Below are 22,030 nucleotides of genomic sequence, written 5' to 3'. Positions count from 1 at the left end.
GATTAGTCATGACTTGTTAAAAAAGCTGCTATACTTAAATTAGAGCATAGCAGCTTTTGATTATAAATTCTTATTACTATTTTTCGCTTTCGTAATCGAGAACCATCTGTGCAATATTTGTAGAGTGATCTCCAACTCTTTCAAGATTGCTTATTATATCAAGAAAAACTGTACCGCTTGCAGGATAGCACACTCCTATATTTAGTCTTTCAATGTGATCCTTTCTCAGCTGCTTTTCCATAGTATCTATTTCGTTTTCTGCGTTTAATACTTTTTTTGCAGAATCAAAATTAAAGTTTTCAAGTGCATCTATACTTAAGTCTATAGCAGATTTAACTGTATTTACCATATCCTTTAGCTGCTCAATTGCGGCATCAGAAAAGTTAAGCTTTTTGTCTATTCTATATTGCGCAAGTTCAGAGAGGTTATCTGCATGGTCTCCTATTCTTTCAATATCGTTTACAACATGGTATAGAGAGCTTACGATGCTTGATTGATAGTCAGACAGGGATGTTTTTGACAGTGAAACCATAAATGCTGTTATTTCCCTGTCGAGGAAATTGATAATTTCTTCAACCTCTTGAACCTGTGATATTTTCCTTTCATCCTCATTTATAAAAGCTTCAAAGGCCTTTGTTACGTTATCTGATGCGAGTTTTCCCATTCTTACAAGCTCCTTTACGACCTGACCAACAGCAATCGATGGAGTTTCAAGAAGTCTCGAATCGAGATATTTAAGCACCATAACATCTTCCTTTTCATCCTTTCCAGGAACTACTTTATTTACAAACTGTACAAGAAGCGCTATAAATGGTGCCTGTATCAACATATTTGATACATTAAATAAAGTATGGGCGTTTGCAATCTGTCTTTTTATATCTCCACCAAATAGAGGTACAACATATAAAACAAGTTTAAATGCAATCATAAAAATGATTGTTCCTATAATGTTAAAGGTTATATGAATAAGTGCGGCTCTTTTAGCGTTTTTGTTTGTACCTATGCTTGCAAGAAGAGCAGTTACGCAGGTTCCTATGTTGTCGCCAAAAAGTATTGGAAGGGCAACGCTAAGAGGCAGTGCGTTAATACCTGCGAGGGTTTGGAGTATACCAATTGTTGCACTGCTGCTTTGAACTGTAGCTGTCATTCCAAGACCAACTAAAACTCCCATGAAAGGATGCTTTCCAAGGGTTAATATAAGATTTCTAAATCCCTCATTAGCACTTAATGGCTTCATAGAAGTTTCCATTAAAGACATACCTACAAATAAAATACCAAAACCTAATATTATTTCGCCTATATCCCTGTTTTTCTTCCTTTTTGAAAATATAACCAGTCCAGCACCTATTGAGAGTATAAGCGGAGCAACATCAGTAAGCTTAAAGGCTATAAGCTGTGCTGTCATAGTAGTACCGATATTAGCACCCATTATTATTCCTGCTGCCTGATAAAGATTCATTAGCCCTGCATTAACAAATCCAACTGTCATAACTGTAGTAGCACTGGAGCTTTGAATTATAGCCGTAACCCCTGCACCTGCAAGTATAGCTAAAATTCTGTTGCTTGTTATGGTCTCGAGTATTTTTTTCAGCTTTTCTCCCGCTGCCTTTTGAAGACCATCTCCCATAAGTTTCATTCCGTAAACGAAAAGGCCAAGTCCTCCTAAAAGCAGGAAAATCATCTTTAAATTCATACAACTCCCCCATATCTTATGTTATCTTTGTGTTAAATAACCAAACAATATTTAATTATATTATATGAATGTTAAATCTGTGTTAAATTATAAAATTTTTTGTAGAAAAATTGTATTTTTAGGTAGAACCAAAATTTAGAAAAGTTTTTACAGCTAAACTAAGATTTATAAATATAACTATGGCAACGCTGATTATATACATATTATTCCATAATAAAAGAGATTTAATGCTTGCTATGATAATATAAAGTAAAAAATGGAGACTATAACCATCTCCAATATATAAGTCTATTAGATGTAAAATTAGAAAATATCAGCAATTAGTAAAAAGAAGAAGACTTAAAGCCATTACTACCATTCCAGAAATAAGCCCGTAAACCGAAAGGTGGTGTTCTCCGTATTCCTGTGCTGCAGGCAGAAGTTCATCAAAGGATATAAAAACCATTATTCCAGCAACGATACCGAATATTATTCCAAAGGTAACATCGTTTAAATATCTTAAAAGAAATATATATCCTATTAGACCTCCGAGGGGTTCTGAAAGCCCAGACAAAAATGAATAGAAAAAGGCTTTTTTTCTGCTTCCCGTTGCATAATAAAGGGGCATTGAAACGGCGATACCTTCTGGTATGTTATGTATTGCGATTGCAGCTGCAATAGGAAGACCAAGATGAAGGCTCTTTAGGGATGCAGCAAAGGTTGAAATGCCTTCAGGAAAGTTATGAATTGCAATTGCAACAGCTGTTAATATTCCAAGCTTTAAAAGCTTATCTGTACTATCTATATCCTTAATATCTTCAACTTTATGAACGCTATGAGGATTTTCAAAGGATGGGACGAATTTATCTATAAGGGTTATTAAAAGCATTCCCCCAAAAAAGGATAGTACGCATATCCAATTTCCAAGAACAATTCCCTTTTCCTTTATGAGCATATCCCTCGAATTTTGAAGTATTTCAACAAAGGAAACATAAATCATAACACCAGCTGAAAATCCTAAGGATATTGATAGATATTTTTTGTTTGTTTTTTTGGTGAAAAACGCCAAGGCACTTCCTATGCCTGTTGAGAGGCCTGCTAATAATGTTAGTAAAAAGGCAACAGATACTGAACTTTTCCACATAATAAAGCCTCCTTAATAGATAAGTATTATAATATGAAAATGATAAACATTATCATATATATATATAATAGCATAGTATTTAATTAAGAGAAATATTTTAAAGTATTAAATATTATAATATTATTATAAGACAGGCTTTAGCTTGAATTCGGTAAGGGCTGCTTTTTATAATATGGGATGATAAAATGGGGGATTGGAATGAGAAAATGGGGCAGAAGATATTATTTTAGAAGGAATAAGGATACGATACTCAATCTTTTAAAGCTTTATATGTTGTTTTTAGTTTTTATTTTTTTGCTGACATTTTTAACAGTTGTAATAAATAAGCCCTATAAGAAAACTCCTAAGCAACCGGTAAAAAAGGTGACAATAAGGGATATTAAAAGAAGTAGTGCCTATAAAAGGGGGCTTGATATTATAAATTATGTTTGGGAGTACAATGTTTACAGGAATGGAAAGGAGGATAAAAAGAATATAAAGCTTCCTTCTTATCTTGAAGACAAAACCTCTGTAAAATCCTGCGGAATACCTTACTGCTGGGGAGGTTTTTTCTCCCTCGATAAAAGTAACGATGAAAACGTAAAAAATTTTAGTGAGGCTATAGAGAGAGGATATACTGCTGGGAATATAATGTGCAGCGGAGAATATAAGGACTATACTGCAGGCCTTGACTGCTCGGGATTTGTAAGTGCGGTTTATAATCTTCCTGAAAAGTGTGCAACCTATACATTAAAGGATTATTTTAATACAATAGATATTAACGATTTAAAGCCTATGGATATATTTAACAGTGAAAAAAATCATACGTTTATATATTTAAGGGAGAGCAGCGACAAGAAGGGCATAATAGCTATGGAAGCTACAACGGGAAAAAGCAAAAAAGACAAAACCGTAATAAGTTATAAAAGCTATGAGGAAATTAAAAAGGGAGTAAATGGAGAAAAATATGTCCCTATGAGATATAAAGGGGTAATAGATGATAATGTTGAGCTTTTTAAAGATATAAACGAATTTAACGATAATTTCGATTTTGCAGTTCTAACTAAGGGATTTATAACCGGATACATAGAATATGCAGAGGATATGGATTATTTTTATATTGAGAATGAAAGAGATAAAAGTATAAATATAGGAATTAAAAATCTTCCAAGCTTTTGTACAGTAAAAGTTTTAGATGAAAATAGAAAAGAGATTGCAGCATTAGGGAAGGGTGATTACTATATAAACGTTAAAAAAGGGAAAACCTACTTATTGATTGAGGGAAGCGATTTTAGATTCAGCAGTGAGGAAGGGTATGAGATTTATATTAGGTAGAATTATTATATTAAAAATTGAGAATAGAGGCTCTTTATTTTAAACACAAAATAGTCCTGAAGGATGAATCTGTAAAAAAGCCCTATGTATCAAAAACACATAGGGCTTTAGAATTATGAGACAGTTATTAAAATCATATTATAATTAGATTAGTATTTTGATGCTATTTCTTCAAGAACCTGTGCAGAGGAGGTAAGCTCCTGAATAGACGCATTTATCTGTTCAAGGGCTGCTGCCTGCTCAGTAAATACTTCATTCGTATTACTTACTTTAGAAGCAATTATTGAAATAGAGTCGTTTATATTTTTTAATATGTCGCTTATTTTTTTAACCGATTCGCTGCTATGTTTTGAAAGCTTTCTTATCTCCTGCGCAACAACTGTAAATCCTCTTCCGCTTTCACCTGCTCTTGCTGCTTCTATTGCTGCATTAAGGCCTAAAAGATTGGTTTGCTCAGCAATGGATTTAACAAAGCTCAAAACTTCATCGGTTTTTTTAGCTTCATCAGAGGCTATTAGAGCATTTTTATGAATATCTTCACTGGATTCTACAATATTCTGCACCGATGAAGATATATGGTTTACAGTTGCTGAGATTTGCTGGAGAGCGCCTGAGAGATTTTGGGACATGTCCATTATATCATGGTGCCTGCTTGTACTTTTTACAAGGGCAAAGCATCCTATGACACTTCCAGATTCATCTCTCAAAGGCGTTGAAATTGACTTAACTTCAGTTCCGAAAACTTCCTTTGGTATTAATTTTGAGTGGGATTTTCCATCCTTCATGGAAAGATAGTCAGAGCCATCAGTGCTGACCTTATCTCCAACCTTTACATGGAGGTTAAATTTCTCAAGACCATGAAGGTATATGTATTTTTCTCTGTCACATATAGAAAAGGCAACATCATCTTCGAAGAATGATGTAATATAAGGTATGATTTTTATGCAGGAATTAAAGATATCCGAACTTTGGTCCATAGAGTCAACCCTCCTTATATAGATACTTTTGTATATTTATGATAGAACATTTTGCTCTTTTTTATAAATTTCATTTGTATAGAATAATATCACGAATATATATTTTTTTCAACGAAACTTTGATTAAAACTGATTTGAGATATAAAATTAACTTTTGTGTTTATTATCATGAATAACTTGATCAATTACAATTACTAATGCTAATAAAAAAGCATTATTTTCACCATCAATAATTTCAACTCCATAGGTATCAGAAAAGGCAAACCATTTTTTATTAACAGTAGCAACATTAGTTCCATTTTTGGTTATTTGAAAATTATAACCGAAAACATCCCCTGCCATATCAAATGCTCCATATTCACTTTCAATGAAAAACTTTGGCTTAAATAAAGTGAATTCTTTCTTAACCGTTGCTACTAAAACTCCATTTTGAAATATATGATATTCCGGTAAAAATTTAAATAATTTTTGCTCTATATAAAAAAGCTCATTTCCATATAAATCTTCTAAAGAAAGTTTGTCTCCTAAGCTAAAAACTCTTCCTCTTACTATAAAATGCGGCTCACCTATTTCATCTTTAATTGTAAAACTATCAGATAAGCTAAAGATTCTCTGGCGAATTTGATATCTCATATCCCCACCTCTTAATATAAATACTCTATCATTATAAATTATATCTTTTTGATTCTCTTATGTATAGATTAAAAAAGGGGACAGTTCACAATTGTTTACGGAAAAATTAAAAAAGCTTTAAAGCTCTTTAAATTTATGAAAGTTTTATAGAATCTAAAAATAACCGTTATCAAGGCAAATATATTCATGCTAAGATATTCCTATAAAAGTTAAATTTAACAAGGAATTATTTTCTTTATGTAGAATATATATGTAGAAAATTCAACATATGAAGGGGGAATTATTATGTTTTTTTATGAATCGCAGCCTTTGTCAAACTGGATTATGCTTCTTGTAGTATTTTTAGCATTAATTTTACTAAATGAGCTGTCACGAAGGTCTAAATGGGGAGGATTTTTCTTTTTTGTTATACTTCCTCTTATATTAACCTTTGCAGTATGGCCTGCAACTACTAAAGGAACAAGCGTTAATGACTGGTTCCATTATGCAAAAGTTTATTCTGCTCTTGCAGGGTGCATTGGATTTTGGCTTATAAGACACGTTAAGGGAGCGGCACAGAAAAAATGGGCCCTTTGTTTCCCGCCATTAATTCTTGCAATTAACATTATGGAGGCCGTTGCCCGTGATTTTCAAATTTATGGACTTCACCTTAATAAAGAGGTATTTGAAGGAATGATGCTCGTTAGCGGCCCATGGAATATAATGAACGGCATCGCAGGGATTTTAAACATAATAACTATTACGGGGTGGCTTGGAATATGTATAAGCAAGGATAAGAGCAGGGACATGCTTTGGCCGGATATGCTCTGGTTCTGGATTGTAGCCTATGATTTATGGAATTATGCATATACTTATAATTGTTTACCGGATCATTCCTGGTACTGCGGAATAGCCCTTCTTTTAGCTCCTACAGTTGCTGCTTTCTTTATCAAAAAGGGTGCATGGCTTCAGCACAGGGCACATACTCTTGCCTTTTGGTGTATGTTTGCAATGACATGTCCTAATTTTATAGATAATTCTCAGTTTGCAGTTAAATCATCCCATAACCCAACGGCATTATTTATTGTAAGTTTAGCTGCACTATTGTCCAACATAGCTGTATTTGTATATTATTTATATGTAATAAAGAGTACAAGACGAAATCCTTTAAAGGAAGAGCTTTATACAAATCTTGACGGCTATAAAGAAATAAAATCATTAGCTGTATAAGAGTGCCACATAGTTGTCAAGTGACAAAGTGAAAAATTAAAAACTCCTCCCAAAAAAATAAGCTTTTTGGAAGGAGTTTTTTGATGGAGAAAGCATCTTATTGACAAACTTTTCCGGGATTTAGTATGTTTTTTGGATCAAAGGCAAGTTTAATATTTTTCATAAGAGTTATATATTCTTCGCTGTATTGTTCAAAAAGGTAAGGCTTTTTAGCAAATCCTATTCCATGTTCTCCTGATACAAGGCCGTTTAACTCTCTCGATTTTTTATACATGCAGTCGAAAACATCATTTAGTTTCTTTTTCCAAACATCCTCGGTTAAATCATCTTTTAAAACATATATGTGAAGGTTTCCGTCTCCTGCATGTCCAAAGCTTCTTATTCTAATGTTAAATTCCTCCTGGAGCTTATGGGTATACTCAACGAACTCTGCAACTTTGTTTCTTGGAACAACAACATCGCACTCGTCCATCTCGGTTGTGGATGCTTTTATTGCCTCAAGGAATGCTCCCCTTGCTGACCAAATGGATTCCTTTCTCTCATCGGTATCTGAGATATAAACATCGAGGGCTCCTTCTTCAAGACATATATTTGCAACCTTTTCATAGGCAGCTTCAACTTCCTGTGTGCTGTTTCCATCGAAGGTTAAAAGAAGGTATGCATCGGCTGAGTTGTCTGGAAACTTCTTTCCAAGGAATTCTTCTGCAGATAGTATAACTTCTCTTTCCATGAATTCTATAGCGGTTGGTATTGATTTTGACTTTATAATCTTTGGCACAGTACCTATTGCTTTATTTAGATTTGGAAAGGGAACAAGAAGGCTTACTGCTTTTTTAGGAAGAGGAAGGAGCTTTAATATTGCCTTTGTAACGATGCCAAGGGTTCCTTCACTTCCGCATATTAAATCTTTAATGCTGTATCCGGAGCTGTTTTTAACAACTTTTCCTCCAACGTTTAAAATTTCGCCGTTTGGAAGTACAACTTCAAGGCCTCTTACATAGTCCCTTGTAACTCCATATTTTACAGCCCTCATTCCTCCAGCGTTTGTATTTATGTTTCCGCCGATTGTAGCGCTTTTTTCACCAGGATCTGGAGGATAGAAAAGGTCATGCTCTTCTACGAATTTTCCTATCTCCATTAAAAGAACACCAGGTTCAACTGTTAATGTTAAGTTTTCCTCGTCAAGCTCCAATATTCTATTCATTTTAGTAAGGTTTATCATAATCCCACCATGAAGAGGAACGGAGGAACCAACAAGTCCTGTACCAGAACCCCTCGCAACAACTGGTATGTTGTTTTCAAAGGCATATTTCATTATCTTTGAAACCTCTTCAGTTGATAAAACCTCAACTAAAACATCGGGCATTCTTTTAACTCCGCCAAGCTCATCATGGCTGAAATCCTCACTAATTTCCTCACCAGTATAAACCCTGTCAGGACAGATAGACTTTAAAATTTCTATATCATTATTATCTATAACTTTGTAATTCATACTTTACGCCCCCTTGCTTACCTTTATTTTCTCTATAAGACGAGGTAATACTTCATATAAATCTCCAACAATGCCATAATGTGCTACATTGAATATAGGAGCTTTCTCGTCCTTGTTTATTGCGATTATACAGTCGCTGCCTCTCATACCAGCGGTAAACTGTACAGCGCCGGATATTCCGCAGGTTATTATAAGCTTTGGTTTTACTGTCCTTCCGCTAAGACCAATCTGCCTTTTAGCATCAGCCCATCCTGCTTCAATAAGAGGTCTTGTAACTGCAATCTGTGCACCTATTAAATCGCACAGCTCCTTTATCATTTCAAAATCCTTCTGAGACTTTACTCCTCTTCCGCAGGCTATTATAACCTCAGCATCGGATATGCTGACTTCCTTTTCTTTTTTGGTAACGCTTATAACTTCTATGTTTGAATTTAATTTTTCCTTTTCTATATCCATTAAGGTTATTTTTCCTGATTTTTCATCATTCCTTTGAGGAGCGGACATAACCTTATATCTTACTGTTGCAAGCTGAGGCCTTGTGTTTGGAGTGTTGATTTGTGCCATAATATTTCCTCCAAAGGCAGGTCTTATCTGTACGAGGTCAGTATTTTCTTTTACATCAAGAACTGTACAGTCAGCTGTAAGGCCTGTCCTAAATCTTGCTGCAACCCTCGGAGCAAGAGATCTTCCTACAGTCGTTGCACCCACTAAGATAATTGAAGGTTTTATCTTGTTTATAAAATCCTCAAAGCATGCTGTATAGGGCTCAATTCTAAAATCAACGAGTTCCTTGTTATCGTATAAGAAAACTTCATCAACTCCATAATGAAGAATTTCTTCAGCTTTATCCTTTATATTTTCTCCAATAAATACAGCATAAACAGGATGATTTATTTTTGATGCAAGTTCCCTTGCCTTTCCTATAAGTTCAAAGGTTACAGGGTGAATGTTTCCTTCAACGTGGTCAACATATACGCAGATGCCCTTCCACTTATTTTTATCTATTTGAGGTATATCTTCTTCAACATATTCTATTGCACCAGCAGGTCCTTTTTTAACGCACAGCCTGCACATTTTACATGCAGCGCCTATCTCTATTTTTCCGTTTATTTCTTCTATAGCACCAAAGGGACATATTTTTATAAGCTGCTCTTTATCGGTTATTTTTTCTTGATTTACTTTAAGATGTGCCATGTTAACCCTCCTACTGTATAAATTTTAAATCCTTAAGTTTTTTATAGAGCTTCTCTGTCAGCTCATCCGAATTTCCTTGCCATATTTCTTTATCATTATTTACTGAAGGTGGGAAAATCCTCTCAACCTGTGTTGGAGAACCGTTAAGTCCATATTTTTTCTCGTTTTTGTCATCAAAATCCTTCAATGAGAACACTTTAATCTCTCTATCCTTAGTTTCAAGTTTCTTTTTATAGGATGGAAGCCTTGGCTGGAATATATCCTTTTCAACGGTTATAAGACATGGAAACTTTATATCAACGATTTCTACTGTTTCAGGCATGTCCATCTCAACCACTATTGATTTTTCTTTTATTTCAATTATTTTCCTAACATTTGCAACGTGAGGAATTCCTAAAAACTCTGCGATTTCAGGGCCAACCTGTGCTGTATCTCCATCGGTTGTTTGTTTTCCGCATATTATAAGGTCTGCCTTTCCAATCTTTTTAATACCCTGAGAGAGAGTATAGGATGTTGCAAGAACGTCAGCTCCTGCAAACTTTCTATCGGATAAAAGAGCTCCATCGTCAGCGCCCATCATATAGGCCTCTTTTATAATAGATTCTGCCTGTGGAGGGCCCATGCTTAAAACGCTTATTTTTCCTCCTTTATTTTGTTTTATTCTTAGGGCTGTTTCTAAGGCATAAAGATCATAGGGGTTCATCTTAGAATCTACTCCGTCTCTTTTTAATACGCCTGTTTTTTCGTCGACTTCGACCTTGTTTGTTCCCGGAACTTGTTTTATTAAAACTAAAATATCCATATTATACCTCCCTGATTTAATATTTATATTGAACTTAAAATATAAACGAGAATACCGAGGATTATTACATATCCAAGACAAAACTTAACTGTGCTGTTAAATATTTTGCCCTCTGAGCCTATAAGTCCTGTTGCAGATGTTGCAACTGCGATGCTCTGAGGAGATATCATCTTCCCAGCCGTAGCCCCTGAGGTGTTTGCTGCTGCAAGTATATAAGGGTTAACTCCAATTGATTTTGCAACCTCTGTTTGAAGCGCTCCAAAGAGAACATTTGAAGAAGTATCGCTTCCTGTTACAAAGGTTCCTAAGGCGCCTATTATAGGTGAAATCAGAGGATAGAATCTTCCAGTTGAAGATACTAAAACCTTTGCTATTGATGTTATCATTCCGCTGTATCCCATAACCTTTGCAAGGGCTACTATTGCAAGAACTGTAATTGTGGATTTTGTGAGCTGGTTTAAAGTTTTGTTGAATACCTTTACAATTTCGCCTAATTTTGCACCCTGAATAAGGCCTCCTATTACAGCGGCTATTATAATTAAAACTCCAGGTGTTGCAATCCACTTAAATACAAAGGGCTGTGCACCTTCTCCCTTATATATAACAATGCTTGTTTTAATGTGTCCTAAGGCATTGCTTATGCCTATGAAAAGAGGACTTGTTGCAATTATGAATATTGAAACCAATATATATGGAAGCCATGCTAAAAATCCTTCTTTAAAGGAAACGCCGCTTTCTTTTTTTGCGTCGCTGCTGTGAAACTTTTTAGCTATAAATATTGTTACGGCCATGCTGCATATGCTTCCTAAAAGTGCAGGAAGTTCTGCACCGAGATATTTTGCAGCAAATACCTGAGGTATTCCAAAGCTTATACCTGATAGCAGTGAAATTCCAACGACTCCTTTAAGGCCTTTTATACTCCTTGTTGTGATTATAATCAGAACGAGGGGTATTAGTATTATGAATATTAAAAGCTGGAGACTCACTGCATAACTTAATGTGCCGACGTTAAGGTTTGCTACCTTTGAAAGGGTTGTTACAGGTATTCCAACGGCACCAAAGGCTGTAGGAACTGTGTTTGCTATAAGGCATATTACTGCTGCAAATATAGGCTCAAAACCCATTGCAGATAATATGCTTGCAGGAATTGCAACTGCTGTTCCATATCCTGCAACTGCCTCTAAAAAGCCTCCAAATCCCCAGGCAAGTATTAAAACCTGTATTCTTTTATCTGTTGTTATGCTTGAGAGCATCTTTTTTATTGTTTCCATGCTCTTTGTGTGTAGAGCTAAGTTGTAGGTGAATATAGCTGATATTATAACAATTGATATTGGCCAAAGCCCGAGGGCAATGCCTTCTAATACTGCAGATAGGGAATTAAATGCAGGCATTTTCCAAACAAATATTGAAAGAATTACTGTAAGTATTAAAGTAGCTGTACATGTTTTGTAGGCGGGCATCTTTAAAACTCCAAGAGATACCATAAGCCATACAATTGGAATGATAGCGATAAGAAAAAGTACAAAACTATTCATGATTATCCCCCTCTTATATTTTATGTATTGCGTGGTGGTATGGTATTATGGTATTACCAGTTACATAATAACACATATATTATGCATATTCTACAATAGTTATTATATTAACATAGCACATATTGCCTATTTATATTGTATTAATATGCATAAATAAAAAACCTATGCCTTAAAAATTAAGCATAGGTTAAACATATTGATTAATTTTAATGTTGAATATATTATATAAAAATGTTATACCATCCATAAAATTACTAATAAAATTTTTTAGAAAAGTGTATTTATTTTAATTTTACGAAAAACTTGGTTAAATTTTTAGAAAACTAAGTTATTTTAATAACAAGTCTATATTAATGAAAATATTATTTGTTTTCGATGCTTCTTTCTATCATTTCAAAATGCTTTTTCATGTATAATGACGCCATATCGGGATTTCTGTCAGATAGAGCAGTATATATGTTTTCATGCTGATTTAAAAGGTATTCGCTGTTTTCTCCGGTTAAAAGTATAATCTTTCTTGCTTCTAATATGTACCTGTCCATAAGGGATGAGAGTATATTTAGTATATTTACTATTAAAAAGTTTCCTGAGGATTTTGCAATTCTATAGTGAAACTCCTTATCGATTTTTGCGCTTTCAGCCTCATCCTTTGAAGCTTTGAGCCTTTCAACTATGTCTTTAAGGTCTTTTATTTCCTCATCGGTTATTCTCTTTGCTGCAAGGTATGCGGTTTCTATTTCAATTATTTTCCTAAGCTCCAGTATTTCAATAGGATTTCTATCTTCTAAAAGGAATATTATTGAAAGGGGCTCTATTAGGTTGTTTTCAAACCTTTCCTTTACAAAATTTCCTTCCCCCTGCCTGCACTCTATAAGCCCTATAACCTCAAGGGATCTTAATGCTTCCCTTACTGAAGTTCTGCTAACATTAAGCTGCTCTGCCAAATCCCTCTCCGACGGGAGTTTATCCCCTTTTTTCAGTTTTCCGTCTAAAATCATCCCCTGTATCTGCTCTATTACCTGCTCATATATTTTAACGTTCCTTATTGGTGTAAACATGTTATCACTCCAGAATTAACAATTTATATAAATTATACAACAATATATTATATACATAAAGCTGAAGTTGAGGATGAAATATAAAAATAAGTTTATTTCAGTCAGCATTTGCTCTTTGAGTATTGGCTCGGGGTCATTCCAACGTATTTTTTAAATAGTTTGCTGAAATAATATGGGTCATCAATTCCTACGAGATAGCCTACTTCTGAAAATTTAATTGGAGTAGTGTCTATTAGTTCCTTTGCTTTGTTAATCCTAATTATATTTAAGTAATTAAATATAGTGTATCCTGTTAACTTATGAAAAACTCTGTTTAAGTAATCGTAGTTTGATTCAAAATATGTTTCTATATCTTGACTTGTTATTTTTCTGTGGTATTCAGAATTTAAAAAGTTAATTATATTTCTGCACTTTATAAATCCCTTTGAAAGGAAAGAAGTGCTTTTCTCCATTTCAGAGGATATATATTCTCTTGAAATCTTTATTAATATTTCAATAAGTCTTATTGAAGTTAGTATTTTATAGTTTTCGTATCTATTGTAATAGTCGAACTCAGCTTCCTTTAGTAAATAGATTATGGGTGATAAATTTTTAATGTGGTAGCATTTTGGAAGATAGCAAACTGGACTTGTTGGAAGGGAATCTGAGAGAAAATCGCTTGCAAGGGATGTTTTCCTTTCGTTTAATATATTAAAAGCTATTTCATCAAGGGAATTGACATTTAAAGTTGTAATCTTAGGATGTTTAAAATGGATATAGTAATAATCACAGGTGGATTTTCTGTATCCTGTATGCTGAATTTTAGGCTCGAGAAGAAGTGTATCTCCACTTTTCAAAACAAACTCTTCCTCACCTTCTTTTATGTAAAGTTCGCCGCTTTTAATAACATATAATATATATTCATCTATTGTTCTTGTGAAATGCATCCAGGGCTCGTTATATATTACATGACCAGTCAAGCGTACATTTGGAATTGTATCAACACTAATACAAAATAAATTCATAAAACTTCCCCCAAAAAAGTCGCTAATTTACAAAAAAAGTATGAATAGTCCATTCAATAATATTATAAATAATCGTAAAATTAAAATAAATAGTATATACGAAAAATGATTGGGGTGAGTGAAAATTATTAACATTGTAGAAAAAAGCATAGAAATTATACTTAAAAATCAACATATAACAGGTTCATATATTGCCTGCCCTAATTTTGATACCTACAAATATTGCTGGCTGAGAGATGGAAGTTTTACAGCCTATGCAGTAGATTTATATGGTTATTATGATTCAGCAGAAAAATACTTCGATTGGGTGGATAGAGTAATAAAGATTCAAAGGGATAAGGTAGATGAAATAGTAAAAATGACAGAAAAGAATGAACCTCTTTTGAATTTTGATTATCTGCCTACAAGATATAATTTAAATGGAGAGGCAGAAGATGATGAGTGGCCAAACTTTCAAATAGATGGATATGGAACATGGCTTTGGGCATTAGCACAGCATATATTGCTTACAGGGAATAGGGAGCTTATTTTTAGATATAGTGATAGTATAAAAATAACCATTGATTACTTGCTTCTTCTGTGGAGATATCCGAATTATGACTGCTGGGAGGAAAATGGAGATAAGGTTCATACTTCAACCTTATCTTGTGTATACGGAGGTTTAAAATCTATTTCAGAATTTATTGAAGATGAAAGAATTAATAATACTTTAGATGAAATAAAGAAGTTTATAACCTCTAAGTGCCTATTAGATGGAAGGCTTGTTAAATACGAAGGTTCAAAATGTGTAGATGCAAGCCTTATTTGGACATCGGTACCCTTTGGAATATTTAATCCTAAGGATACGATTATTGAGAATACGATAAGGGAAATTGAAAATAAACTTGTACATAATTTTGGAACTCATAGATATGCAGAAGATACTTACTATGGAGGAGGAGAATGGATTTTATTAACAGGATATCTTGGATGGTATTATTGTAAAGCCGGGGATTTAAAAAGAGCAAGAATGTGTCTTGATTGGATGGAAAGCCATGCAGATGAAAATGGGGAACTTGTTGAGCAGGTATTAGACCATGTTAATGATAAAGAATATATAGATAAATGGAAAAATCTTTGGGGAGAAGTTGCAAAGCCTCTTTTATGGTCCCATGCTATGTATCTTATACTTAATAAAAACATAGAGGAGGTATGAAATCATAGCGAAATTTATGAAGTAATTATAAACATACTTCATGAGTTAAAATAAATTTATATATTTAAGAAGGGGGATTCATATGTCAATTAAAAAAGTATTTGCTTTAATACTATCAGCATTAATAATTCTTTCTGTTTTTTCAGGCTGTGGTAAGAGCGCAGCAACTGATAATTCTACAAACAACACTAATACAACAGCAGATGAGACTAAACTAAAGGGCGAGATTGAAATGTGGAGCACATTTACAGAACTCGAAAATAAGGTGCTTACTGAAAAGGTTATACCAGCATTTAATCAAAAATATCCTGACATTAAGGTTAATGTTACTCCAATGCCAAGCGGAGATGACTATAAGAAAAAGATAATAACAGCAGCAACAACAGGGACAACCCCAGATCTTGCAAGAATAGATATAACAGATATTGCTCAGTATGCAAATGAAGGCTTTTTACTTGCAGTAGACGACCTTCCTGGATTTAAGGAATTAAAGGATGCAACCTTTGAAGGCCCTATGGATACTAACTTTTTTAATGGACACTATTATGGAGTTCCGCTTGATACAAATACTAAGGTTGCAATATATAATAAAAGGCTTTTAGCTGAGGCTGGATTTACTGAAGCTCCAAAGACAATGGATGAGCTTGAACAGGCAGCATTAAAGATAAAGGAAAAGAAAGTTAAGGGAATTGCAATAGGCGGAGCAAATACATGGAGTATGCCACCATATTTCCTCTCATTAGGTGGGAAATTTACAGATGAAAACAATCAGAAGGCAACAGGGTATTTTAACAGCCCAGAGAGTGTTAAAGCCCTCGAAAAAATAGTAGAATGGAAGGATAAGGGGATAATTGGAGATTGTCTGCTTGGAGGAGAAGGAACTTGGGAAGGATTTAATAATGCCCATTATATGATGCTTGATGATGGCCCATGGTGGTATCCAGCTAATAAGGAACAAAAGGAAGTTAAGGACAATGTAATATTTGCGCCTATTCCAAAGGGTGCAGGAGGCAGCGTTTCAATTGTCGGAGGAGAAGATACAATAATATTTAAAGATTCAAAGAATAAAGAACAGGCATGGGCTTTTGCAAAATTCTTAGCATCGGATGAAGCACAGACTATATTTGCGCAGGAACTTGGAATGATGCCTGTTTGTAAAGCTACAGCTAATAAGGATGTTGTAACAAACAATCCAATATTAAAGGTTTATGTTGAACAGCTTTCAAGCACATGGGCAAGAACCCCCAGTGCAAAGTGGGGAGAAATATCTAACGTAATTGGAGAGGCCTTTGAAAAGGCACTTAGAAAGAAAGCAACTCCAAAGGATGCTCTTGATGCTGCAGCAGCTAAAATAGACGAACTTTTAAGTCAGAAGTAATCAATTTTATAAAGGATTAGGGGCAGAGCTCTTAATCCTTTATTATAGGAAGGTGAAGTATATGGAAAAAGCAGCTTTAATAAAGGCTAAAAATCCTTATCCAAAGAAAAAATTAAGCAAAAAACAAAGAGAGGCCCTCGAGGCTTGGGGATTTATAGGGGTAGGATTTTTGCTTTTTGTTGTTTTTATGCTTTATCCGCTTATTAAAAATTTTATAATAGCCTTTATGAACTACAGTATAAACCCAAATAAGCCAAGTACCTTCGTAGGTTTAGCAAATTTTAAAAGGGCCTTTGTATCAGGTGGAATACTTGAGGAAAGTCAAAAGTTTTATCTCGCACTTAAAAATACATTCCTTGCTGTTTTAGTAACAGTTCCCTTTCAATGGTTTATAGGAATTATTATAGCTATAGCTATAGATTCTCTTAGACGTTTTAAACTTTTTTACAGGTTCATGCTCTATATACCTGTGATTTCCGATTGGCTGGTAGTAGCAATATTATTTAAATATCTGTTTCAGCCAACAAGCGGTTCTTTAGTTAATGCCTTTCTTTTAAAACTCAATCTTATAAGTAAGCCTATAGGATGGTTTGAAAATGCAGGAACTGCAAATATAGTAATATGGTCGCTGTGTATATGGAAAGGAATAGGATGGGTAATGATGATGTATACCGCTGCACTTCAGGATTTGCCTAAATCTTTATACGAAGCAGCGATGGTTGACGGAGCAAATAAAAAACAGCTTTTCTACAAAATTACCCTTCCTCTTTTAAGTTCAAGAACTTATTTTATAATAATATCCCTAATTATAGGTGCATTTAATATACTTCTACAGGTAATGCTTATCACAAACGGGGGACCTCTTGGACAAACTGACGTTCTATTAAACTATATGTACAATAAGGCATTTACAAGCTTTGATTTTGGATATGCAGCTGCAATAAGCCTCATAATGGGTTCTATACTAATAACAATATCAGTTCTGCAGAATAAGATTACAAAGAAAACTGAAATAGAGTTTTAGGAGGGATATGGTGAAAAAATATAGTATAGGTCAAATTTTTTTACATCTATTTTTGCTGATGTTTGTTATAGCAGCCATAATACCCTTTTTAAACATGATAACTGTATCACTTATTCCCAATTCCTATATACTTCCTACAAAACCTCAAATACTTCCAGAATCTTTTAAAGCAATAAGTTTTGTTAACTATAAAAAAGTATGGGGTAGAGAGAGCTTCGGAAGGTATTTTTTAAACAGCGTATTTGTATCAAGTATGGCAACAATACTTACTATGTTTGTATCTACTCTTTCTGCCTATGGCTTTGCAAGGCTTAACTTTAAGGGTAAAAAAATAATATTTAATCTATATGTATTTTCTCTCATGATGCCGGCTGTGCTTGCAATAATTTCACAATTTACAGTTCTTCAAAAGCTCAAACTTATAAATACCTATACTGGTCTTATACTTTTATACGTTAGTGGAGGAGTTGCAGGAAATACGTTTTTCCTTAAAGGCTTTTTCGAAACTATACCAAAAGAACTTGAGGAGTCAGTTATAATGGACGGAGGCAGCAGATGGACTATTTACAGGCATATTATACTGCCTCTTTCAAAACCTGCCCTTGGAACTTTGGCAATAGGTGTCTTTACAGGGACATGGATGGAGGTGTTCACAGCCCTTGTTGTTTTAACATCAAAATCCAAGAGAACTCTTCCTATTGCAATGAAGCTTTTACAAAATGGAAGAGCAACAGAGTGGGGATTGATTTTTGCAGGTTCCATAATAGTTCTTATACCTATTCTTATTATTTTTATAATCTTTAACAAGCAGTTTATAAAAAGAAGTGGTGCTGAGGGAGCTGTTAAAGGTTGATTAGGGGTGATTTGATTGAAAAAATGGATTACGGCTGTAATAAGCTCGATAATATTAATACTATTTATTTATAGTGTTTATAGCATTAGAAACTTTGCTGTTGATGGAAATAATAAGGTTTTGTATAGCGGTAAAATTTTAGAAGATATATATACAGATAAAGCAAGATATAACCCAAATGATACAGCAAATATAAATATAGAAGTTAAAAATACTACAAATAAAGATTTTAATGGAATAGTTTATTTATATTTAAAACATCTTGGAAAAACCAAAGGTGTTATTAAGGAAAATTTAAGCATAGAAAAAGGGAAGAGCTGTAATATAAAAGTTACTATTACTCTTCCTAACGATGACTTTAAAGGTTATTTGATAGAGGCTTATGCTGTAAAGGGTAGAAAAATATACGATTACAGAAATACTGCAGTTAACGTTTCTTCAAAGTGGAGTGTATTTCCTATTTATGGGTATATTACTGATTTCCCAAAGCAGGATATAGAAAAGACAAAGAAAATAATAGGGGAGCTTAGTAAATATCATATAAATGTTCTGCAATTCTATGATTGGCAGGATGCTCACCATAAGCCGCTTCCACAGGATGGGAGCAGAGTGTGGAAGGATATAGCAGGCAGAGAAATATACCTTGATACATTAAAGGGTTATATTGATTCTGCCCACGAAAAAAATATTTTAGCAGCTAATTATAATCTTATATATGGTGCCTATACTGATTATATTAAGGACAAAGTTAAGGCTGAATGGGGCCTTTATAAAGATAATGAGCACACGCAGCAGGATGGGCATACCCTCCCCTCATCATGGGAATCTTCTTTATGCGTTTTTAATCCTTCAAACTCTGAATGGCAAAACTATATATTTAATGAGGAAAAAAAAGCAAATAGCCTGCTCAATTTTGATATATGGCATATGGATACATTAGGAAATAGGGGTTATCTTTATGATTATTATGGGAATGATGTGGATTTGAAATCAACTTACAGTGAATTTATAGATGAAGCACTTAAAAACTGCACAAAGGAAGCAGTTTTTAATACCGTTAATACTTATGGAATAGATGAAATTGCAAAAAGCGGAGTCAGCATACTCTACTCAGAACTTTGGCCCTCTGACTATTTAACTTATTTATCCTTAAAGCAGGTAATCGATATGGGGGATAAGCTGACAGAAGGAAAAAAGAAGACTGTTATTGCTGCATATATGAACTATGAAAAGGCTGAATCAAAGGGTGAATTTAATGAGAATAGTGTAAGACTTTGTGATGCCTCAATATTTGCAGCTGGGGGAAGCCATATAGAACTTGGAGATACAGGAATGCTTGCAAAGGAATATTTCCCTAATGATAACCTTACTATGACTGAGCCTTTAAAAAATGCAATGAGAAGCTATTATGATTTTCTTGTTGCATATGAAAATTTATTAAGGGATGGACTTAAAGAAGGGAATAGTAGGATTGAAATTGAAGGTACTGAGGTTAGTGATAAGGCATTACCAAATAAGATATGGGCTTACAGCAAAATTAAAGAAGGATATGATGTAATACAGATGATTAATTTTACTGGAATTAAATACAACTGGTGGAGAGATGATTATGGAGTATATCCTTCCCCTAATTTTAAGAAGGATTTGAAGCTTAGGTATTATACTGATGATTTAAATGTAAAAAAAGTATATCTTGCATCTCCTGATATTAATGGCGGGAAAACTATAAGCTTAAAATACAAGGTAAAGGAATATGATGGTAAAAAATACATTGAAATAAATATACCTGAACTTAAGTATTGGGACATGATTTATATTGAAAGGTAAGGTGGATAAACACAATGGGTATAAAAGATATATTTCCAGCTAAAGCAAGTTTTGATAAAAAGGATAAAGTTCAAATCATAGTAGAATTCGAAGAATTGAAAGAAGCAAAAACCTATTTTTTTATATATAGTATTTATCATCTAAGCGATAGAATTTATACTAAAAAATTAGATATTAACCCATCAGTGAAAGAAATAAGAATCGATATTGACAATGTCATAGGTGAAGGAGACATGATAGGATATGGATTTGAAGCAGAATTGTACGAAGAGGGACAAGTTATTTCCTTTTCAAATAGCAGTTTTGATGTATTAAAATCTTGCAATTATGCACCAAGATATGGGTTTTTATCGGACTTCTTTATTAAGGACTTAGGAGATGAAGAGGATTTAAAAATTATGAATAAATTCCACCTTAATGTTGTACAGTTTTACGATTGGATGTACAGGCATCACGATTTAATTCCTCAAGAGAATGTATTTATTGATCCGTTAGGGCGTGAATTATCACTTGATGTTGTTAAGGAGAAAATGAACATTTCACATAAATATGGAATGAAAAACCTTGCTTATGGAGCGGTTTATGCAGCAGGACCAGAGTTTTATAATAAAAATAAGGATATGGCACTTTATGATAATACAGGAAAGCCCATAGGATTTGATGGTTTTCTTTATGTTATGGATATCTCAAAGTATAACCCGTGGAGAAGGCATATAATAAATGAATTTAAAAAGGCTATAGAAATTGGATTTGATGGAATTCATATGGATCAATACGGTTTCCCAAAGGAAGCAGTAAGTATTATAGAAGATAAAAAAACTATTAGAAGTTTGAGAGAGGATTTTCCTGACTTTATTAATGACGTTAAAAAATCTCTAAAAAATAGTTTTGGCGATGTTATTGTAGCATTCAATTCTGTTAACAATTGGCCTGTGGATACCGTTTCTAAAGCTGATGCAGATTGTGTATATATTGAGGTTTGGCCCCCTAATGATACCTATCAGGATTTGTACAATATAATAACAAATGCTAAAAGATATGCACCTTTGAAGCAGGTGGTTCTTGCTGCATATATAAAACCATTTTCGAAGGATTTAAATGTTGAAATTGAGCATGCGCAAAACACAGCGATTATGGCAATGGCAGTTATATTTGCAAGCGGCGCTTTTCATCTTTTACTTGGTGAAAAATATGGAGTGTTAAACGATCCGTATTTTCCAAAATATAGAGAACTTAACGATAAGAAATCTATTAAAGAGTTGAGAAACTATTATGACTTTATAGTAAGGTATGAGGAACTTTTATATGATTTTAGTATAGTAGACACGACAATGACATGTACAGGGGGAATTAACGGAGAGTATATTTTTGAAGGCGCGAAATTTTCACCGAAGGCAGAGACTGATAAAGTTTGGACACTTATTACTGAAAAATTAGGCTATAAAATTATTAATCTTGTGAACTTTACAGGAATAGAAAATATGAATTGGAATGAAACAAAGACTAAAAGACCAGAGACAATAAAAGATATAGAAGTAACTGCTTTAATTGTTGATGATATAGAAGGGATTTATCTCGCATCTCCTGATTTTAATGATGGTAAAAGTATAGAGCTTGATTTTGAATATGTACCCCATGGCCAAGGGAAAGCAATAAGGTTTAATGTACCAAAACTTTTTGTTTGGGATTTAATATACATCGTTTTGAAGAAATAATTAT

At 33.8% G+C, this 22,030-nt stretch carries 18 protein-coding genes; 8 read left to right on the top strand and 10 right to left on the bottom strand.

The genetic code is table 11. The annotated features are described in order from the left end of the window. Positions 1-76: 76 nt before the first annotated feature. Together B5D15_RS09620 and zupT are read right to left on the bottom strand one after the other, a co-directional pair. Positions 77-1,693 carry a Na/Pi cotransporter family protein gene (locus tag B5D15_RS09620; protein WP_078696911.1) on the bottom strand — a complete coding sequence of 539 codons (1,617 nt, stop codon included), beginning with the start codon at positions 1,691-1,693 and terminating at the stop codon, positions 77-79. A 313-nt stretch (positions 1,694-2,006) separates the two neighbouring features. Next, entirely contained in the window at positions 2,007-2,816 is an 810-nt protein-coding gene (zupT, locus tag B5D15_RS09615; RefSeq protein WP_078696910.1) for a zinc transporter ZupT, read from the bottom strand. Positions 2,817-3,014: 198 nt separating this feature from the next. On the opposite strand from zupT, the gene B5D15_RS09610 reads away from it, so the two are divergent. Beyond that, on the top strand, positions 3,015-4,130 hold the full coding sequence (locus tag B5D15_RS09610; RefSeq protein WP_078696909.1) for a hypothetical protein: 1,116 nt from the start codon (positions 3,015-3,017) through the stop codon (positions 4,128-4,130). Between the two features lie 149 nt (positions 4,131-4,279). Here the strand turns inward: B5D15_RS09610 and B5D15_RS15785 are convergent, their stop codons facing one another. Continuing rightward, the gene (locus tag B5D15_RS15785) at positions 4,280-5,107 is read right to left on the bottom strand and encodes a methyl-accepting chemotaxis protein (protein WP_078696908.1); all 828 of its coding nucleotides are present in this window, start codon (positions 5,105-5,107) and stop codon (positions 4,280-4,282) included. Between the two features lie 147 nt (positions 5,108-5,254). Beyond that, positions 5,255-5,740 carry an LURP-one-related/scramblase family protein gene (locus B5D15_RS09600; RefSeq protein ID WP_078696907.1) on the bottom strand — a complete coding sequence of 162 codons (486 nt, stop codon included), beginning with the start codon at positions 5,738-5,740 and terminating at the stop codon, positions 5,255-5,257. Between the two features lie 285 nt (positions 5,741-6,025). Between B5D15_RS09600 and B5D15_RS09595 the strand changes: the two genes are divergently transcribed. Then, positions 6,026-6,949 carry a DUF5692 family protein gene (locus B5D15_RS09595; protein WP_078696906.1) on the top strand — a complete coding sequence of 308 codons (924 nt, stop codon included), beginning with the start codon at positions 6,026-6,028 and terminating at the stop codon, positions 6,947-6,949. Between the two features lie 97 nt (positions 6,950-7,046). Here B5D15_RS09595 and B5D15_RS09590 read toward each other — a convergent pair whose 3' ends face one another. The 6 genes from B5D15_RS09590 to B5D15_RS09565 form a co-directional block, all read right to left on the bottom strand. Beyond that, the gene (locus B5D15_RS09590) at positions 7,047-8,441 is read right to left on the bottom strand and encodes an FAD-binding oxidoreductase (protein WP_078696905.1); all 1,395 of its coding nucleotides are present in this window, start codon (positions 8,439-8,441) and stop codon (positions 7,047-7,049) included. A 3-nt stretch (positions 8,442-8,444) separates the two neighbouring features. Next, positions 8,445-9,635: an FAD-binding protein gene (locus B5D15_RS09585; RefSeq protein ID WP_078696904.1), complete on the bottom strand. Its 1,191-nt coding sequence runs from the start codon at positions 9,633-9,635 to the stop codon at positions 8,445-8,447. 10 nt (positions 9,636-9,645) lie between these two features. Continuing rightward, on the bottom strand, positions 9,646-10,437 hold the full coding sequence (locus tag B5D15_RS09580) for an electron transfer flavoprotein subunit beta/FixA family protein (protein ID WP_078696903.1): 792 nt from the start codon (positions 10,435-10,437) through the stop codon (positions 9,646-9,648). Positions 10,438-10,460: 23 nt separating this feature from the next. Then, on the bottom strand, positions 10,461-11,972 hold the full coding sequence (locus B5D15_RS09575; RefSeq protein ID WP_078696902.1) for an L-lactate permease: 1,512 nt from the start codon (positions 11,970-11,972) through the stop codon (positions 10,461-10,463). Positions 11,973-12,334: 362 nt separating this feature from the next. Next, positions 12,335-13,030 carry a FadR/GntR family transcriptional regulator gene (locus B5D15_RS09570; RefSeq protein ID WP_078696901.1) on the bottom strand — a complete coding sequence of 232 codons (696 nt, stop codon included), beginning with the start codon at positions 13,028-13,030 and terminating at the stop codon, positions 12,335-12,337. 101 nt (positions 13,031-13,131) lie between these two features. After that, positions 13,132-14,034 (bottom strand): AraC family transcriptional regulator, encoded by a 903-nt coding sequence (locus B5D15_RS09565; RefSeq protein ID WP_078696900.1) that lies wholly within the window; start codon positions 14,032-14,034, stop codon positions 13,132-13,134. A gap of 118 nt (positions 14,035-14,152) precedes the next feature. Here B5D15_RS09565 and B5D15_RS09560 point away from each other — a divergent pair, with 118 nt between their 5' ends. The 6 genes from B5D15_RS09560 (at position 14,153) to B5D15_RS09535 (ending at position 22,026) form a co-directional block, all read left to right on the top strand. Beyond that, positions 14,153-15,229 (top strand): glycoside hydrolase family 15 protein, encoded by a 1,077-nt coding sequence (locus B5D15_RS09560; protein WP_207651462.1) that lies wholly within the window; start codon positions 14,153-14,155, stop codon positions 15,227-15,229. Positions 15,230-15,311: 82 nt separating this feature from the next. Further along, positions 15,312-16,607, top strand: a complete 1,296-nt coding sequence (locus B5D15_RS09555) for an extracellular solute-binding protein (protein ID WP_078696899.1) — start codon at positions 15,312-15,314, stop codon at positions 16,605-16,607. Between the two features lie 61 nt (positions 16,608-16,668). Then, positions 16,669-17,631: a carbohydrate ABC transporter permease gene (locus B5D15_RS09550; protein ID WP_078696898.1), complete on the top strand. Its 963-nt coding sequence runs from the start codon at positions 16,669-16,671 to the stop codon at positions 17,629-17,631. Between the two features lie 10 nt (positions 17,632-17,641). Beyond that, a complete protein-coding gene (locus tag B5D15_RS09545) occupies positions 17,642-18,484 on the top strand; it encodes a carbohydrate ABC transporter permease (protein WP_242948727.1) in 843 nt (280 codons plus the stop codon). Positions 18,485-18,499: 15 nt separating this feature from the next. Then, positions 18,500-20,311 carry a glycoside hydrolase family 66 protein gene (locus B5D15_RS09540; protein WP_078696896.1) on the top strand — a complete coding sequence of 604 codons (1,812 nt, stop codon included), beginning with the start codon at positions 18,500-18,502 and terminating at the stop codon, positions 20,309-20,311. A gap of 14 nt (positions 20,312-20,325) precedes the next feature. Beyond that, complete coding sequence (locus tag B5D15_RS09535; RefSeq protein ID WP_078696895.1) at positions 20,326-22,026, top strand: glycoside hydrolase family 66 protein; 1,701 nt, start codon at positions 20,326-20,328, stop codon at positions 22,024-22,026. Positions 22,027-22,030 lie beyond the last annotated feature (4 nt).

The sequence above is a fragment of the Caloramator quimbayensis genome, from assembly GCF_900167605.1.
Taxonomy (GTDB): Bacteria; Bacillota; Clostridia; order Clostridiales; family Caloramatoraceae; genus Caloramator_B; species Caloramator_B quimbayensis.
This window is presented reverse-complemented; position numbering and strand designations above follow the sequence as displayed.

Coding starts and splice junctions, on each gene's coding strand:
- B5D15_RS09595 (WP_078696906.1), top strand. CDS start 6,026: ATGTTTTTTTATGAATCGCAGCCTTTGTCAAACTGGATTATGCTTCTT.
- B5D15_RS09600 (WP_078696907.1), bottom strand. CDS start 5,740: ATGAGATATCAAATTCGCCAGAGAATCTTTAGCTTATCTGATAGTTTT.
- B5D15_RS09585 (WP_078696904.1), bottom strand. CDS start 9,635: ATGGCACATCTTAAAGTAAATCAAGAAAAAATAACCGATAAAGAGCAG.
- B5D15_RS09575 (WP_078696902.1), bottom strand. CDS start 11,972: ATGAATAGTTTTGTACTTTTTCTTATCGCTATCATTCCAATTGTATGG.
- B5D15_RS09535 (WP_078696895.1), top strand. CDS start 20,326: ATGGGTATAAAAGATATATTTCCAGCTAAAGCAAGTTTTGATAAAAAG.
- B5D15_RS09620 (WP_078696911.1), bottom strand. CDS start 1,693: ATGAATTTAAAGATGATTTTCCTGCTTTTAGGAGGACTTGGCCTTTTC.
- B5D15_RS09570 (WP_078696901.1), bottom strand. CDS start 13,030: ATGTTTACACCAATAAGGAACGTTAAAATATATGAGCAGGTAATAGAG.
- B5D15_RS09550 (WP_078696898.1), top strand. CDS start 16,669: ATGGAAAAAGCAGCTTTAATAAAGGCTAAAAATCCTTATCCAAAGAAA.
- B5D15_RS09610 (WP_078696909.1), top strand. CDS start 3,015: ATGAGAAAATGGGGCAGAAGATATTATTTTAGAAGGAATAAGGATACG.
- B5D15_RS09565 (WP_078696900.1), bottom strand. CDS start 14,034: ATGAATTTATTTTGTATTAGTGTTGATACAATTCCAAATGTACGCTTG.
- B5D15_RS15785 (WP_078696908.1), bottom strand. CDS start 5,107: ATGGACCAAAGTTCGGATATCTTTAATTCCTGCATAAAAATCATACCT.
- B5D15_RS09555 (WP_078696899.1), top strand. CDS start 15,312: ATGTCAATTAAAAAAGTATTTGCTTTAATACTATCAGCATTAATAATT.
- B5D15_RS09590 (WP_078696905.1), bottom strand. CDS start 8,441: ATGAATTACAAAGTTATAGATAATAATGATATAGAAATTTTAAAGTCT.
- zupT (WP_078696910.1), bottom strand. CDS start 2,816: ATGTGGAAAAGTTCAGTATCTGTTGCCTTTTTACTAACATTATTAGCA.
- B5D15_RS09580 (WP_078696903.1), bottom strand. CDS start 10,437: ATGGATATTTTAGTTTTAATAAAACAAGTTCCGGGAACAAACAAGGTC.